Here is a 12,928-nt window from a genome sequence, read left to right on the forward strand (position 1 = left end):
GTCAGGGCAGGGCCGCGTCCTCGCGCCGGTACCCCGCGGCGAGGCGCACCTCGCCCGGTGCGACGGCGGCGACGTCGTCCCACGGCACGAGGAACGTCCCGCGGTGGTGGCGACGGACGAGCTGCGGGACCGGCCACGGCGCCGTGACGTCCGTGCGCTCGTACCCCAGGAACGACGCACCCGTGCGCGGGCTCACGAGCACGCCGACGACCCGCGCGCGCCCCACCCGGTCGCGGCGGCGGACGCTCTGGCTCAGCGCACGGTCGTCGGGGTGGGCGTCCTCGGGGTCGTCGTCCCCCGACGACGCGTCGGGTCGGTGACGTGCGTCGTGGCCGGAGGGACCGCCGTCGGGCAGCGTGTCGAGCGCGAGCCGGACGTCGACGAGGAAGCCGAGGTTCTCGCCGCCGGGCCCCAGGACGGGAGCGTCGAGCAGGTCGCCCAGGATCACGACTCCTCCTCGGGGTCGTGCCGCCCGCCGGGGATGCGTCCGACCACGTGCTCGCGCAGCCAGTCCTCGGTCCAGTGCAGGTCGAGCGAGTCCGCCTGGACGGTGAGCTCGATCGCCGTCCCCACGTGCCCGACGTCGGACCACGGCACGCGCTCCCAGCGGGACGCGGGCGGACGGCCGCCGAGGAGGCGCGTCACGAGCACCGGGCCGGTGAGGAGCGCGCCGACCTCCGCCGGCTCGCCGGGAACCGCGTCGCGGTGCCCGTCCTCCGACCCGTCCGCGGCGACCAGCTCGAGGTCGTCGACGGTCGTGACGGGCTCGCCGTCGACGTCGAGCACCTGGCGGCTCAGCAGGTGCAGGCGCGCGTCCACGACGCGCACCCCCGTCGGCGTGGAGGCGTCCCGGCTCATGAGCCCGCTCCCGTCGCGATCATCAGGGGGATCGCCGCGACGGCCGCGACGACCACGATCACCAGGTACACCATGCCCAGCGCGTTGGTCGCGCGCCCGTTGACGTGCTCGCCCATGTACTCCGGGTCGTTCGCGACGAGGAGGATCGGCACGTACGTGAGAGGCAGCGCGACGGCGGAGAACACGACCGACATCTCGGTGACCGCCACGGGGTCGACGCTCGTCATGAGGATCGCCACCGCGAGCAGCAGCGCGACGACCATCGTCACGTGGAAGCGCGCGGCGCGCGCCGGGCGGCGGAACTTGCCCCACGACCAGCCGAGGTACTGCGCGAGCGTGTAGCCGCTCGAGAGCGCGGTCTCGAGCGCGGCGCCGAAGGTCGCGGCGACGATCCCGACGATCACGAGGGCGAGCAGGAGCGTCCCGCCGGCCTGCGCCACGGGCAGCACGATCTGCGACAGCGACGACACCTCGATGCCGGCCGGCAGGAGCACCACGGCCGCGCACGCGGCGATCGCGACGGACAGCAGCCCGCCGAGCGGGAACCCGACGAGCACGTTCACCCGGTTCTGCGCGAGGTCCTTCGCGGTCCACCCCTCCTCGACGGCGCCGGAGGAGAAGAAGAACACCTCGTACGGCGTCATCGCCGCCCCGAACAGCGCGACGGCGTAGTACCAATACGTCGCGACGTGCTCCGTCGCCGGGGGAGACGGCGGTACCGCCTGGCGCAGCAGCTCGCCCCAGTCCGGGCCCAGCAGGAAGAGCGCGACCCCGAACCCCACGAGCAGCAGCCCGAGCAGGCCCGCGACGTTCTCCATGACCTGGAACTTCACGCGCCACAGCACGAGCCAGACGGCGAACGCCGCGACCGGCATCCACAGGCGCGGCTCGACGCTGCTCGCGAGGTGGAGAGCGAGCGCGATGCCCCCGACCTCCGCGGTGAGGGTGAGCAGGTTGATCGCGAACGACGCCGCGAGGTTCGCGCCCGCGGCGCGCGGGCCCAGGCGCTCGCGGATGATCTCGAACGTCGCGCGCCCGCTGACCGCCGCGACGCGGCCGGACATCGATGCGAACAGGCAGATGCCGACGACGCCGACGACCACGACCCACACGAGCGACAGCCCGAACCGGGACCCGACGACGGCGTTGGTCACCAGGTCGCCGATGTCGACGAACCCGCCGATCGCCGTGAGGATCCCGAGCGCGACCCCGAGGAGCCGCTTCACGCGCCACCCGCCAGGGCCAGGGCCGAATCCACGTCGTCGGCGGCGCGCGCGAGGTCGGCCTCGAGCTCGGACGCGGTGAGCGGGACGGCGCCGGCCTCCGAGAGGTCGCCGCCCGCCTCGCGCGCCACCCAGGCGCGTGCCGCGACGACCTCGCGCGTCGCGTCGGCGACGGCCCCCAGGCCGGCGTCGCGCTGCGCGGAGGACACGTCGTCGGGCGGGACGAGCGTCGTGAGCGCCGTGGTGGACTCCTCGAGCACGCGCACCTGGTCGAGCACGGCGGCGTCCGCGACGGGCGTGGTGACGCGATCGTCGTCGAGCAGCCGCACGGTGAGTCGCGTCGTCTCGACCGCCGACCCCGCCTGCGCGAGCGCGTCCGCCACGGCGGCGGTCGCCTGCCCGGGCTCCTGACGGCTCACGGTGCAGCCCGCCGTCGAGCCGAGCGCGAGCGCGAGGCTCAGCACGGCCCCGGACCGGTTGAAGCGCGCACGACGTCCCACGTCAGCGATGGTCCCGCTCCGGACCGACGCCCGCACGCGGACGACGTCGTCGGGGGTTGTGACGGGCCGCGACCGCATGGGCGCGGCCGCCGAAATTCCCATGCTCTCCGCAGGGGCGACTGTGATGCTGGCGGCGTGGACACCCCCGTACCGGTCGACCTCGAGACCTGGCCGCGCCGCGAGCACTTCGCGCACTTCCTCCACGCGTCACCGTGCACGTACGCGATGACCGTCGAGATGGACGTGACGGCGCTCGCGGCCGCGCTGGCCGCGTCGTCCCGCAAGACGTACGTCGCGCAGGTCTGGGCGCTCGCGACGGTCGTGAACCGGCACGAGGAGTTCCGTCTGGTGCTCGACGACGCCGACACCCCGGCGGTCTGGCCGGTGGTGCACCCGTCCTTCACCGTGGCCAACCCGGAGCGGGAGACGTTCTCGGCCGTGTGGGCGCCGTACGACGCGGACTTCGATGCGTTCCACGCCGCGGCGTCGGCGCTGCTCGCCGAGCACCGGTCCGCGACGGCGTTCTTCCCGCAGGGCGCGCCCCCGCCCAACAGCTTCGACGTGTCCAGCCTGCCCTGGACCTCGTTCACGGGCTTCACGCTCGCGATCCGCGACGGCTGGCGGCACCTCGCGCCGATCGTCACGCTCGGGCGCTACGTCGAGCGGGACGGGCGGACGTTCCTCCCGGTCGCGGTCCAGGTGCACCACGCCGCGGCGGACGGGTTCCACGTGGCGCGCCTCGTGGACGAGCTCCAGGAGCTCGTCGACGACCCGTCCTGGCTCGGCTGACGTCGGACCCGCCCGCGGGGCCGGGTCTCAGGGACGCAGCAGCGACTTGATCGCGCGGCGCTCGTCCATCGCGGCGTACCCCTCGGCGGCGTCGTCGAGGGAGAGCTCGAGGTCGAACACGCGCGCGGGGTCGATGCGGCGGTCGAGGACGAGGTCCATCAGCTCGGGCAGGTACTGGCGGACCGGCGCCGGGCCGCCCGACCAGTGCACGTGGCGGTAGAACATGTCGACGACGGGGAGCTCGACGCCGTGCGGCAGCCCGACGACGCCGACGTGCCCCCCGGGGCGGACGGACCCGAGCGCCTGGGCCACGGACTCCGGCGTGCCGACGGCCTCGACCACGCCGTGCGCGCCGAGCCCGTCGGTGAGGTCCCGGACGCGCGCGACGCCCTCGTCACCACGCTCCGCGACGACCTCGGTCGCGCCGAACGCCCGCGCGAGCTCCTGGCGGGGCGCGTGCCGGCTCATGGCGATGACCTGCTCGGCCCCGAGCTGCGCCGCGGCGAGGACCGCGAGCAGGCCGACGGCGCCGTCGCCCACCACCACGATCGTCCGGCCCGGCCCCGCCTCCGCCGTGCGGGCGCCGAACCAGCCGGTGCCCAGCACGTCGGACGCGGTGAGCAGCCCGGGCAGGAGGTCGTCGTCGGGCCGCTCCGACGTCGCGACGAGCGTCCCGTCGGCGAGCGGGACGCGCAGCAGCTCGGCCTGGGCACCGCGCACCGGCTCCCGGTGGACGCACGACGTCTGGTAGCCGGCGCGGCAGATCGGGCACGTGTTGTCGGACGCGAAGAACGACCCGACGACGAGCTGCCCCGGGCGGACGCTCCGGACGTCGGCGCCCACCTCCTCGACGGTGCCGACGTACTCGTGGCCCATCGCGACGGGGTGGTCGATCCGGTTGACGCCGCGGTAGGTCCACAGGTCCGACCCGCACACGCACGCGGCCTCGACGCGCACGATCGCGTCGGTGGGCGAAATCAGGCGCGGGTCCTCGCGCTGCTCGACGCGGACGTCGTACGGGGCATGGATGACGGTCGCGCGCACGGTGGCTCCCCTCGGCGGACGGACGGGACGCCGTCGAGCCTACGGCCGTGCCCCGCGCCAGGCCCGCGCGGGCGTGAGCGGCGCCCGGGCGCGGACGTCAGGGATCCTCGGACCGCCGTGTCTCGACGGCGTTGCTCGCGTCGTACACGAAGCTCAGCCGACGTCCGACGACCTCCTCGGCGACGTCCAAAAGCGTCGTCGACCGGGCGAAGGCGTGCGCGCGGAGCACCGCGAGCGCGTCGCGGGGCGCCACACGGAGCTGGGCCGTGACCATCCCCGTCGCCTGGTGCACCTCGGCGCGCATCGACCAGTCGAGCGAGTCCAGGTCGGCCAGGAGCGACAGCCCGACGACGTCCGCGAGGAACTGCACGTCGTCCGGCTCGCGGGCGAGCGTGGCGGAGGCGGTGAGGAGGGTGAGCACGCCGACGACCCGGCCGCCCGCGTGCATGGGGACGGCGTGGTACGTGGCGGGCCCGCTGATCGTCCCGACGACGCGGGAGAACACGGGGAAGGCGTTGCCGCCACGCCTCCCGGCGACCTCGCTGACCACGACGCGGTCCTCGGCGAGCGCGAGCTGGGCCGGCCCCTCGCCCAGCATCTCCTCGAGGCCCTCGATGCGTGCGGCGACGCCGTCGGACGTGGCGACGGTGAGACGGTCGTCCGCCGTCGCGGCGACGGTCAGCGCGGCACTCTCGGCGCCGAGCACCGTGGCGCACGCCTGGCACATGCGCGCGGGCATCGACAGGGCGTCGTCGGTGTCAGCGAGCGCGCGGGCGAGATGTCCCAGCAGCTCCGACGCGCCCACGTCCGCCTCCGTCCGGTCCTCGTGCACCGCGACCAGTTTTTCACCACTCCGTGCGCTCGCTCGGCGACGCGACCAGCGCCGTCACCTCCGCGCAGGCGTCGGGTTGCAGAACCCGGACGCCGGACTAGAGTCCGGGAGTCGAGTCTGGACCTGGCTCACGACCCGCAGAACGACGACGGAGACGACCCATGTCCGTGGAGGATCACGCAACGCTGCACCCGCTGTCCCTCGGCGACGACACCACGCTGGGGCAGTACCGGGTCGACCTGGCGACCGACACCTGGTGGTGGTCGGCCGAGACGTACCGCCTGCACGGCTTCGAGCCGGGCGACGTCGTGCCGACGACGTCGCTCGTGCTGGCCCACAAGCACCCCGACGACCGGGACCGCGTCCGGGACGTCCTGGAGCGCGCGCGCCGCGACGGCGCGCCGTTCTCCAGCCTCCACCGGATCATGGACGCGCGCGGCCGCGAGCGCGTCCTCGTCGTCGTCGGCCAGGGTCGGCGCGACCGCGACACGGGGCAGGTCGTGGAGCTGCTCGGGTACTTCGTCGACGTCACGCGCCCCGTCCGGACGCAGGCAGGGCGGCAGGCCCAGCGCGACATCGCCGCCGCGGCCGACAGCCGGGGTCCGATCGAGCAGGCGAAGGGCGTCGTGGCCACGACGTTCGGCGTCGCTCCGGAGCAGGCGTTCGCGGTCCTCAAGCGCGTGTCGAACGACCGCAACGTCCGCCTGCGCGACCTCGCGCGACAGGTCGTCGAGGAGGGGACGCGGCCCGACGCCGACCGCGTCGACCGGGTCGCCGCGCTGCTGTCGTAGGCGCCGACGTCGAGCCTCGGACGCGACGTCCGACGGCCGCCAGACGACGCGCCCGCGCGCGGCGAGGCTGGGTCCATGACCACCACCTCGACCCGCCCCGCGCCGTCGCACGTCGTGATCGACCCGGGGATCCTGTACTTCGGCACGCCCGTCGCGCTGCTCAGCACGGTCAGCGCCGACGGCCACGTGAACCTCGCCCCGATGTCGTCGGTGTTCTGGCTGGGCCGGACGGCGGTGCTCGGCCTCGGCGCGCGCTCGCAGACGGCGCTCAACCTCGTCGCGACGCGCGAGGTCGTGGTGAACCTGCCCTCGACGGCCGAGGTCGACGCCGTCGACCGCCTCGCCCTGACGACCGGGCGCGACCCGGTCCCGGAGCGCAAGGCGTCCGTGGGCTACCGCTACGAGCCGGACAAGTTCGCGCGCGCGGGGCTGACGCCGGTCGCGTCGGACACGGTCGCGCCGCCGCGTGCCGCGCAGTGCCCCGTCGCGGTCGAGGCGCGGCTCGTGCACGCGCACCCGCTCGGTCGCGACGACGCCGGGCGCGCCGGTTCGCTCGTCGCGTTCGAGGTGCGCGTGACGCGGGTGCACGTCCACGAGAGCGTCCGCATGCCGGGGACCGCCCACCGGGTCGACCCCGACCGGTGGCGCCCGCTCCTCATGAGCTTCCAGCGGTTCTACGGCCTCGGTCCGGAGGCGCACCCGTCGCGCCTCGCGACGATCGACGAGGACTGGTACCGCTGAGCGGGACCGGATGAGGGCGGCGAACGCCCGCGCCAGGACGCCCGGGCGGAAAGCGGCTGACGCCCGACCGGTCCCGGCCTACGGTGCGTCGATGGGACGATCCACGCTCGTACGGCTCGCGCACTCCGACCACCCGATCGCGTCGCCGCTGAGCGACGCGCGCCTCGACGACCTGCTGCGGCGGGCGGTCGGGGGACGGGGGAGCGCCCTCGACCTCGGGTGCGGCGACGGGACCTGGCTCCTGCGGGCGCTGCGGCAGCACCCCTCGCTCACCGCGGTCGGGGTGGACACGTCCGACGTCGGGTTCGAGCAGACGCTCGCCCAGGCGGCCGACGCGGGCGTCGCGGACCGTCTGACGCTGGTCCAGGGCGACGCGCAGGAGTACGCGGGCGACGCGCCGTTCGACGCCGTGCTCAGCGTCGGCGCGGCCTACGCGTTCGGGGGCCTCGGCCCCACGCTCGACGCCGCGCGCGGGCACCTCGCGACCGACGGCCTCCTCCTGCTCGGCGACTGCTTCTGGCCCGCGCCGCCCACGCAGGCCGTGCTCGACGGCCTGGGCGGGGTGTCGGCGGACGAGTACCTCGACCTGCCCGGCACCGTCGACCTCGTGACGCAGCACGGGTGGGCGACGGTGCACGGGCACGTCAGCACGCAGGAGGAGTGGGACGACTACGAGTGGGCGTGGACGGGCGCGCCCGCACGGTGGGCGGTCGAGAACCCCGACCACCCCGAGGCGCGCGAGGTGCTGGCCGCGGTCGAGAAGCACCGCGACGGCTGGCTCCACGGGTACCGCGGCAGGCTCGGGTTCGTCACGCTGCTCCTGCACCCGGGTCGCGCCGCCGTGACGGGCGGCTGAGCGGGCCAAGGCGGGACGGCCCGCGCGGGAGGTCAGCGCCGGCCGAGCGCCCGCACGACCGCCGCGACGTCGGCCGGGGCCTCCTCGGCCATGAAGTGCCCGGCCGTCGTCGTGAGGTGCTCCAGGTCCGGTGCCCAGCGACGCCAGACGCCCGCCGCGTCGTACCCGAGCTGCGCGCCCCAGTCCTGCTGCACCACGGTGACGGGCATGGCGAGCCGGTCGCCGGCGTCGAGCGACGTCTGGTCGTGCTCGACGTCGACCGTCGCGGTCGCGCGGTAGTCCGCGACGATCGAGTCGACGGCGTCCCGGCTCGCCGCGAGGTAGTGCGCACGGACGTCGTCGGGGATCGCCGCAGGGTCCTGGGTCCACGCGTCGAGGAAGGACCCGAAGAACGCGTCGGCGCTGTTGCGGATCATCGCCTCGGGCAGGCCCGGGGGCTGCGCCATGAGGTAGAGGTGGAACGCGACCGCGGCGTCCACGCCGTGCAGCACGCCCCACGTGTCGAGCGTGGGCACCACGTCGAGGATGCCGAGGTGGCTCACGCGGTCCGGGTGGTCGAGGGCGGCGCGGAACGCGACGAGCGCGCCGCGGTCATGGCCGACGAGGGCGAACCGGTCGTGGCCCAGCGCGTCGGCGAGCGCGACGACGTCGGCACCCATGGTGCGCTTGGCGTAGACGTCGGGCGTGGTCGCCGCGGGCTTGGCGCTGTCGCCGTAGCCGCGCAGGTCGGGCACGACGACGCGGTGGTCGCGCGCGAGGTCGGCGGCGACGTGCCGCCACATGTGGCGGGTCTGGGGGAAACCGTGCAGCAGGACGACGGGCGTGCCCTCGCCCGCGGTCTCCGCGCGCAGCGCGACGCCGGGCGCGACCTCGACGGTGCGGGTCTCGAAGCCGGGGATGTGCATGGGTGGGTCCTCTCTCGGGGCGGAGTGGTCGTCCCAGGTCCTGCCCGGGCGGCTCGTCGCCATCCTTCGAGCACCGGATCAGCGCCCGATCAGTGCCGGGTGCCGCCGGGCCGCGCGCACGCGCCGCCGTATTCGTCGACGTGTCACGGCGCAGCGAGAATGGCGGGGTGGTGGAGCTGCGCGTCGAGGTGCTCGGGCCCGTCCGGCTGCTGCGCGACGGCGTGGAGGTCGACCTGGGCGGGCCCCGTCAGCGCGAGCTCCTGGCGCGGCTGGCGGCCGCGCGCGGTCGTCCGGTGTCGTTCGAGCGGCTCGCGGCGGACCTGTGGGACGACGACGCGGAGCACGACCTCCGTGCCCGGCGCGGTGCTCTCGCGACGTTCGTCGGTGACCTGCGCCGTCGCCTCGAACCCGAGCGCGCACCGCGCACGCGGCCGCGCGTGCTCGTCACCGAGCACGGCGGCTACGCGCTGCGGCTCCCGGACGGCGCGCTCGACGCGGCGCGCCTGGAGACGGCCGTCGCCCCGGTCGGTGGACGCACGACGCACGCTCCGGTCGTCGAAGCGCCCGGTGCCACGCCGGGGCACGGGGCCGGGGACGCGCCGTCGGGCACGCGTGCGCTGCGGGACGCGGTCGCGGCGTGGCGCGGCGAGCCGTACGCCGACCTGCCGGACCGCGCGTGGGTGCGTGCGGAGCGGCGGCACCTCGCCGAGGTGCACGCGCGGGCGGTCGAGCTGCTCGCGGAGGCGCTGCTCGCGGACGGGCGCCCGGGCGAGGCGGTCGCCGCGCTCGACCCGCACGCCGCCGCGCACCCGTGGCGCGAGCACGCGTGGGCGCTGCTCGCGCTCGCGCTGTACCGCGAGGGTCGCCAGTCCGACGCTCTCGACGTCGTGCGCCGGGCGCGCCGTCGGCTCGCCGACGAGCTCGGCCTCGACCCGGGACCGGAGCTCGCGCGTCTCGAGCGCGACGTGCTCGACCAGGCGCCGTCGCTCGACGGCCCGACGCCGGGCCCCCGCCTCGCGGTCACGGCCCCGACCTCGCGCACGCACCTGCGGTCCACGGTCGACGTCGCGCGGACGCTCGCGATCGCCGGGGGAGACCACCTCGCGACCGCGCAGCAGCAGCGGGTCGCCGCGGCGCTCGCGGCCGAGGCGACGGGCGACCCGGTGCTCACCGCGCGCACGGTCACGGCGTACGACGTCCCGGCGGTCTGGACCCGGAGCGACGACCCCGAGGCGGCCCAGGCGCTCGTCGGCGTCGCGCGGCGCACGCTGCACCGTCTGGGCCCCGAGGCGAGCCCCGTGCTGCGGGCGCGGTTGCTCGCGGTCGTCGGGATCGAGCACCGGGGGACGCGCGACGCGTGGGCGTGGGCAGCGGCGGAGGACGCCGTGGGGATCGCGCGCGACCTCGGTGACCCGGGGACGCTCGCGCTCGCGCTCAACGCCCGGTTCCTCCAGTCGTTCCAGCGCCCGGGCGCGGGAACCGAGCGGGACCGGTCCGGTGCCGAGCTCGTCGCGCTGGCGGAGGCCCACGACCTGCCGACGTTCGCGATCCTCGGGCACCTCGTCCGGATGCAGGCAGCCGCGGGTGCCGGGCGGTTCGGCGACGCCGACGCCCACGCCGCAGCGGCGGAGGACGTGGCGGCCGGGTACGAGTCGCCCGTGGTCCCGATGCTCACGGCCTGGTACCGGGCGATGCGCGACGCCGAGACCGTGCCGCCCGACGCCGCGGCGCACGCGTACCGGGCCGCCGACGACCTGCTGTCCGGGGTGCACATGCCGGGCGTGCGCGACGGGCTGCTCCCGCTCGCGCTGCTCACCGTCCGCCTCCGGCACGGGCGCCCGCTCGGCGGGCTCGGCGACGCCGGCCCGCATACGCCGTGGGTCGAGCCGCTCGTCGCTCTCGACCAGGGCGACCGCGAGGCCGCCGCGGAGCTGGCCCGCCGTACCCCGGAACCTCCGGCCGACCACCTGCGCGAGCTGCGCTGGGCGCTCGTCGCGGAGACCGCCGTCCGGCTCGGCGACGCGGGCCTGGCGCGGCGTGCCCGGCACGCGCTCGCGCGCGTGCCGGACGAGCTCGCCGGGGGAGGCTCGGGCCTCGTGTCCGCCGGGCCGGTCCGCGCGTGGCTCGACCGGCTCGACGGTCGCCGCGCCTAGACGTCCAGCGGCCCCCGCACGACGGAGTCGCCCGAGTGCGCAGGGTCGCCGTCGAAGTGCTCCTCGGACACGTCGACCACGGGGAACTGCGCGAGGTCCAGGCCGTCGGGCAGGTCGAACCGGCCCTCTCCGCCGTCGAGCACGCCGAGGCTGACGAGGCCGCTGAGGTCCTCGGCGAGGAGCCACACCTCGCGGTAGGTGCCCTCGGGAACCGGGGCGTCGACCGTCACGACGACCTGGCGGCGTCCGTCGGGTCGCTCCTCGACGCGCGCGTCGCCGGTCGCACCCTCCCAGTCGGGCAGCGGGTCGAGCGTCGCGCTGGCCACCGTCGTCTCCGGCGGCTCCCCCTCGCGCCTCTCCCACAGCACCCCGCCGGCGACGCCGACGAGGAGCGCCGCGGACGCCGCGGCGACCGGCACCCAGACCCGCCTGCGGCGCGGAGCCAAGGGCACGACGACGCCGGGCGCGCCTGCGTCCTCCCGTCCTGCGTCGCGCTCGCCCGGCTCGTCTCGCCCGGCGTCGTCCCGGTCGGCGTCGTGCCACCGCGCCGCGTCCCGACCGGGGGCCGGGGCCGCGGCCCCTGCGGTGGGTGCGTCGAGGTCCGGGCTCGTCGAGGTCAGGCCGAGCTCGGCGTGGATCGCGGACCACACCGCGGGGGACGGCTCGACGAGCTCGTCGGGCGCGCCGGCGCCGTCGAACGCGTCGGCGACGCGCGCGAGCCGGGCGGCGGCGTCGGCGCACTCCGCGCAGGAGGCGAGGTGCGCGCGCGCGTCGTCGTCGAGCACGTCCTCGCCGAGCGTGAGGAGCGCGAGGGTCTCGTCATCGATGTGCTGCACCGTCCACCTCCAATCGGTCGCGCAGCCGGATCAGGCTCCGTCGTACGTGGCTCTTGACCGTACCCAGCGGCAGGCCGAGCTCCTCGGCGATCTGCACGTGCGTCAGGTCGCGGAAGAACGCGAGCTCGAGGATCGTCCGGCCCGGATCGCCGAGCCGTCGCAGCTCGTCGGAGAGGAGCACCCGGTCGGCGACGCGTCCGACGTCGGCGTCCTCGTCCACGGCGGGCCGGGGGTCCGCGGCGGCCGCCTGCTCGGAGCGGCGGACCCGGGCGCGGGCCTCGTGCGCGTCCGCGACGGTGTGCCGCGTGATCCCGACGAGCCACGCGGGCAGCCGCGCGCGGTCGGGGTCGAACCGCGACCGGCCACGCCACGCCGCGACGAACACCTGCTGCGTCACGTCCTCGGCGTCGGCACGCGTGCCGAGCGACCGCAGGGCCATCGTGTGCACGAGCGAGGACCATCGCCGGTACGCCTCCGCGAGCGCGCTCTCGTCGCCGTCCGCGAACGCGCGGCCGAGGCGCCACAGGTCCGGGTCGGACGTCCCGGTCTCGGTCGGGTTCAGGTCGGGTCCTCGAGGGTCGGCGCCGACCGCCCGGGCGGCAGCGGCGAGCGGGTAGCAGCGATCGTAGCGCCGGCGCGCCCGCACGCTCGCGGGGCACCGTGCAGGTGCCGGCCGGGACGCGGCGTCACCGGGCGGGCGCCGCGGTCACGACGACGTTGTCCGAGTACGAGCGCCGCTCGCGGTCCCACGCGCCCCCGCAGGTCACGAGCACGAGGCGGCGCTCGCCCGTGCGGTCGAAGAGCTCGTCGAGCGGGACGTCGGGCTTCGGGACGCTCCGCACGTCCGTCACTGTGTAGGTGTACGAGGCGCCCGTCGCGTCGACGACGTCGACGCGCGCTCCCGTCGTGATCTCCGCGAGCCGGGCGAAGGGCCCGACGCCGTCCGGGTCGTCCACGTGGGCCGCGACGACCGTCGTGCCGGCGGGGCTCGCGGGTGCCGGGCCGAACCGGTACCACGCGGCGACGTCCCCGCTGCCCGGCAGGGCCATCCGCCCCTCAGGGTCGACGCCCGTCGGCTCGACGGGGAGGTCGACGTCGAGGTCCGCGACGACGACACGCGTCGGCGCGGGCGGCGCGGGGGCGGGCATGTCCCGGGCCGGTCGCACGGGGACGTCGGGCGCGGGGCCCGAGGTCCCCCCTGCGGTCCCCGCTCCGTCCCGGTGGGGGACCGGGACGGGCGGGGCGTCGGCCGTCGGTCCGAGGAGTCCGTCGGCCGGCTCGTCGGCGGACGGCGGGGAGCAACCGCCGACGACCGCTGCGGTGACGAGCACCGCCCCCAGGAGGGTCAGGAACCCGGCCCGGGGGGGGGGGGCCCGGGGCGGCGCGGGGGGGGGGGGGGG

The 12,928-nt window shown here is 76.2% G+C and carries 15 protein-coding genes; 5 read left to right on the top strand and 10 right to left on the bottom strand.

Annotation, left to right across the window (positions count from 1 at the left end; genetic code table 11):
- Window position 1 precedes the first annotated feature (1 nt).
- The 4 genes from ACFWH7_RS06795 to ACFWH7_RS06810 are packed head-to-tail and all read right to left on the bottom strand — an operon-like array spanning window position 2 to window position 2,581.
- Window positions 2-448 (bottom strand): PRC-barrel domain containing protein, encoded by a 447-nt coding sequence (locus ACFWH7_RS06795; protein WP_378215716.1) that lies wholly within the window; start codon window positions 446-448, stop codon window positions 2-4.
- A complete protein-coding gene (locus tag ACFWH7_RS06800; RefSeq protein WP_378215717.1) occupies window positions 445-858 on the bottom strand; it encodes a hypothetical protein in 414 nt (137 codons plus the stop codon). Before ACFWH7_RS06800 ends, ACFWH7_RS06795 begins: the two co-directional genes overlap by 4 nt.
- Window positions 855-2,084 carry an NRAMP family divalent metal transporter gene (locus ACFWH7_RS06805; RefSeq protein WP_378215718.1) on the bottom strand — a complete coding sequence of 410 codons (1,230 nt, stop codon included), beginning with the start codon at window positions 2,082-2,084 and terminating at the stop codon, window positions 855-857. The genes ACFWH7_RS06800 and ACFWH7_RS06805 overlap by 4 nt, the downstream gene beginning before the upstream one ends.
- Complete coding sequence (locus tag ACFWH7_RS06810) at window positions 2,081-2,581, bottom strand: hypothetical protein (protein WP_378215719.1); 501 nt, start codon at window positions 2,579-2,581, stop codon at window positions 2,081-2,083. Before ACFWH7_RS06810 ends, ACFWH7_RS06805 begins: the two co-directional genes overlap by 4 nt.
- A 135-nt stretch (window positions 2,582-2,716) precedes the next feature.
- Here ACFWH7_RS06810 and ACFWH7_RS06815 point away from each other — a divergent pair, with 135 nt between their 5' ends.
- Entirely contained in the window at window positions 2,717-3,370 is a 654-nt protein-coding gene (locus ACFWH7_RS06815; RefSeq protein ID WP_378215720.1) for a CatA-like O-acetyltransferase, read from the top strand.
- Window positions 3,371-3,397: 27 nt separating this feature from the next.
- Here ACFWH7_RS06815 and ACFWH7_RS06820 read toward each other — a convergent pair whose 3' ends face one another.
- Window positions 3,398-4,414 carry a zinc-binding dehydrogenase gene (locus tag ACFWH7_RS06820; protein ID WP_378215721.1) on the bottom strand — a complete coding sequence of 339 codons (1,017 nt, stop codon included), beginning with the start codon at window positions 4,412-4,414 and terminating at the stop codon, window positions 3,398-3,400.
- Window positions 4,415-4,511: 97 nt separating this feature from the next.
- On the bottom strand, window positions 4,512-5,246 hold the full coding sequence (locus ACFWH7_RS06825) for an ANTAR domain-containing protein (protein ID WP_378215722.1): 735 nt from the start codon (window positions 5,244-5,246) through the stop codon (window positions 4,512-4,514).
- 161 nt (window positions 5,247-5,407) lie between these two features.
- Here ACFWH7_RS06825 and ACFWH7_RS06830 point away from each other — a divergent pair, with 161 nt between their 5' ends.
- The 3 genes from ACFWH7_RS06830 (at window position 5,408) to ACFWH7_RS06840 (ending at window position 7,634) form a co-directional block, all read left to right on the top strand.
- Window positions 5,408-6,037: a PAS and ANTAR domain-containing protein gene (locus ACFWH7_RS06830; protein ID WP_378215723.1), complete on the top strand. Its 630-nt coding sequence runs from the start codon at window positions 5,408-5,410 to the stop codon at window positions 6,035-6,037.
- Window positions 6,038-6,112: 75 nt separating this feature from the next.
- Window positions 6,113-6,778, top strand: a complete 666-nt coding sequence (locus ACFWH7_RS06835) for a flavin reductase family protein (RefSeq protein WP_378215724.1) — start codon at window positions 6,113-6,115, stop codon at window positions 6,776-6,778.
- A 91-nt stretch (window positions 6,779-6,869) separates the two neighbouring features.
- Window positions 6,870-7,634 (top strand): SAM-dependent methyltransferase, encoded by a 765-nt coding sequence (locus ACFWH7_RS06840; RefSeq protein ID WP_378215725.1) that lies wholly within the window; start codon window positions 6,870-6,872, stop codon window positions 7,632-7,634.
- 32 nt (window positions 7,635-7,666) lie between these two features.
- Here ACFWH7_RS06840 and ACFWH7_RS06845 read toward each other — a convergent pair whose 3' ends face one another.
- Window positions 7,667-8,539: an alpha/beta fold hydrolase gene (locus tag ACFWH7_RS06845; protein WP_378215726.1), complete on the bottom strand. Its 873-nt coding sequence runs from the start codon at window positions 8,537-8,539 to the stop codon at window positions 7,667-7,669.
- A gap of 167 nt (window positions 8,540-8,706) precedes the next feature.
- Here ACFWH7_RS06845 and ACFWH7_RS06850 point away from each other — a divergent pair, with 167 nt between their 5' ends.
- Window positions 8,707-10,692: a BTAD domain-containing putative transcriptional regulator gene (locus ACFWH7_RS06850; protein ID WP_378215727.1), complete on the top strand. Its 1,986-nt coding sequence runs from the start codon at window positions 8,707-8,709 to the stop codon at window positions 10,690-10,692.
- On the opposite strand, the gene ACFWH7_RS06855 is transcribed toward ACFWH7_RS06850, so the two are convergent.
- The 3 genes from ACFWH7_RS06855 to ACFWH7_RS06865 all read right to left on the bottom strand — a co-directional run.
- Entirely contained in the window at window positions 10,689-11,528 is an 840-nt protein-coding gene (locus ACFWH7_RS06855) for an anti-sigma factor (RefSeq protein ID WP_378215728.1), read from the bottom strand. The genes ACFWH7_RS06850 and ACFWH7_RS06855 overlap by 4 nt on opposite strands.
- Window positions 11,512-12,090, bottom strand: a complete 579-nt coding sequence (locus ACFWH7_RS06860) for an RNA polymerase sigma factor (RefSeq protein ID WP_378215732.1) — start codon at window positions 12,088-12,090, stop codon at window positions 11,512-11,514. Before ACFWH7_RS06860 ends, ACFWH7_RS06855 begins: the two co-directional genes overlap by 17 nt.
- Before the next feature lie 124 nt (window positions 12,091-12,214).
- Window positions 12,215-12,928: class F sortase (locus tag ACFWH7_RS06865; RefSeq protein WP_378215729.1), on the bottom strand; the 714-nt coding region annotated here is incomplete at its 5' end.

This window comes from Cellulosimicrobium cellulans (assembly GCF_042723955.1).
Classification (GTDB): Bacteria; Actinomycetota; Actinomycetes; order Actinomycetales; family Cellulomonadaceae; genus Cellulosimicrobium; species Cellulosimicrobium cellulans_H.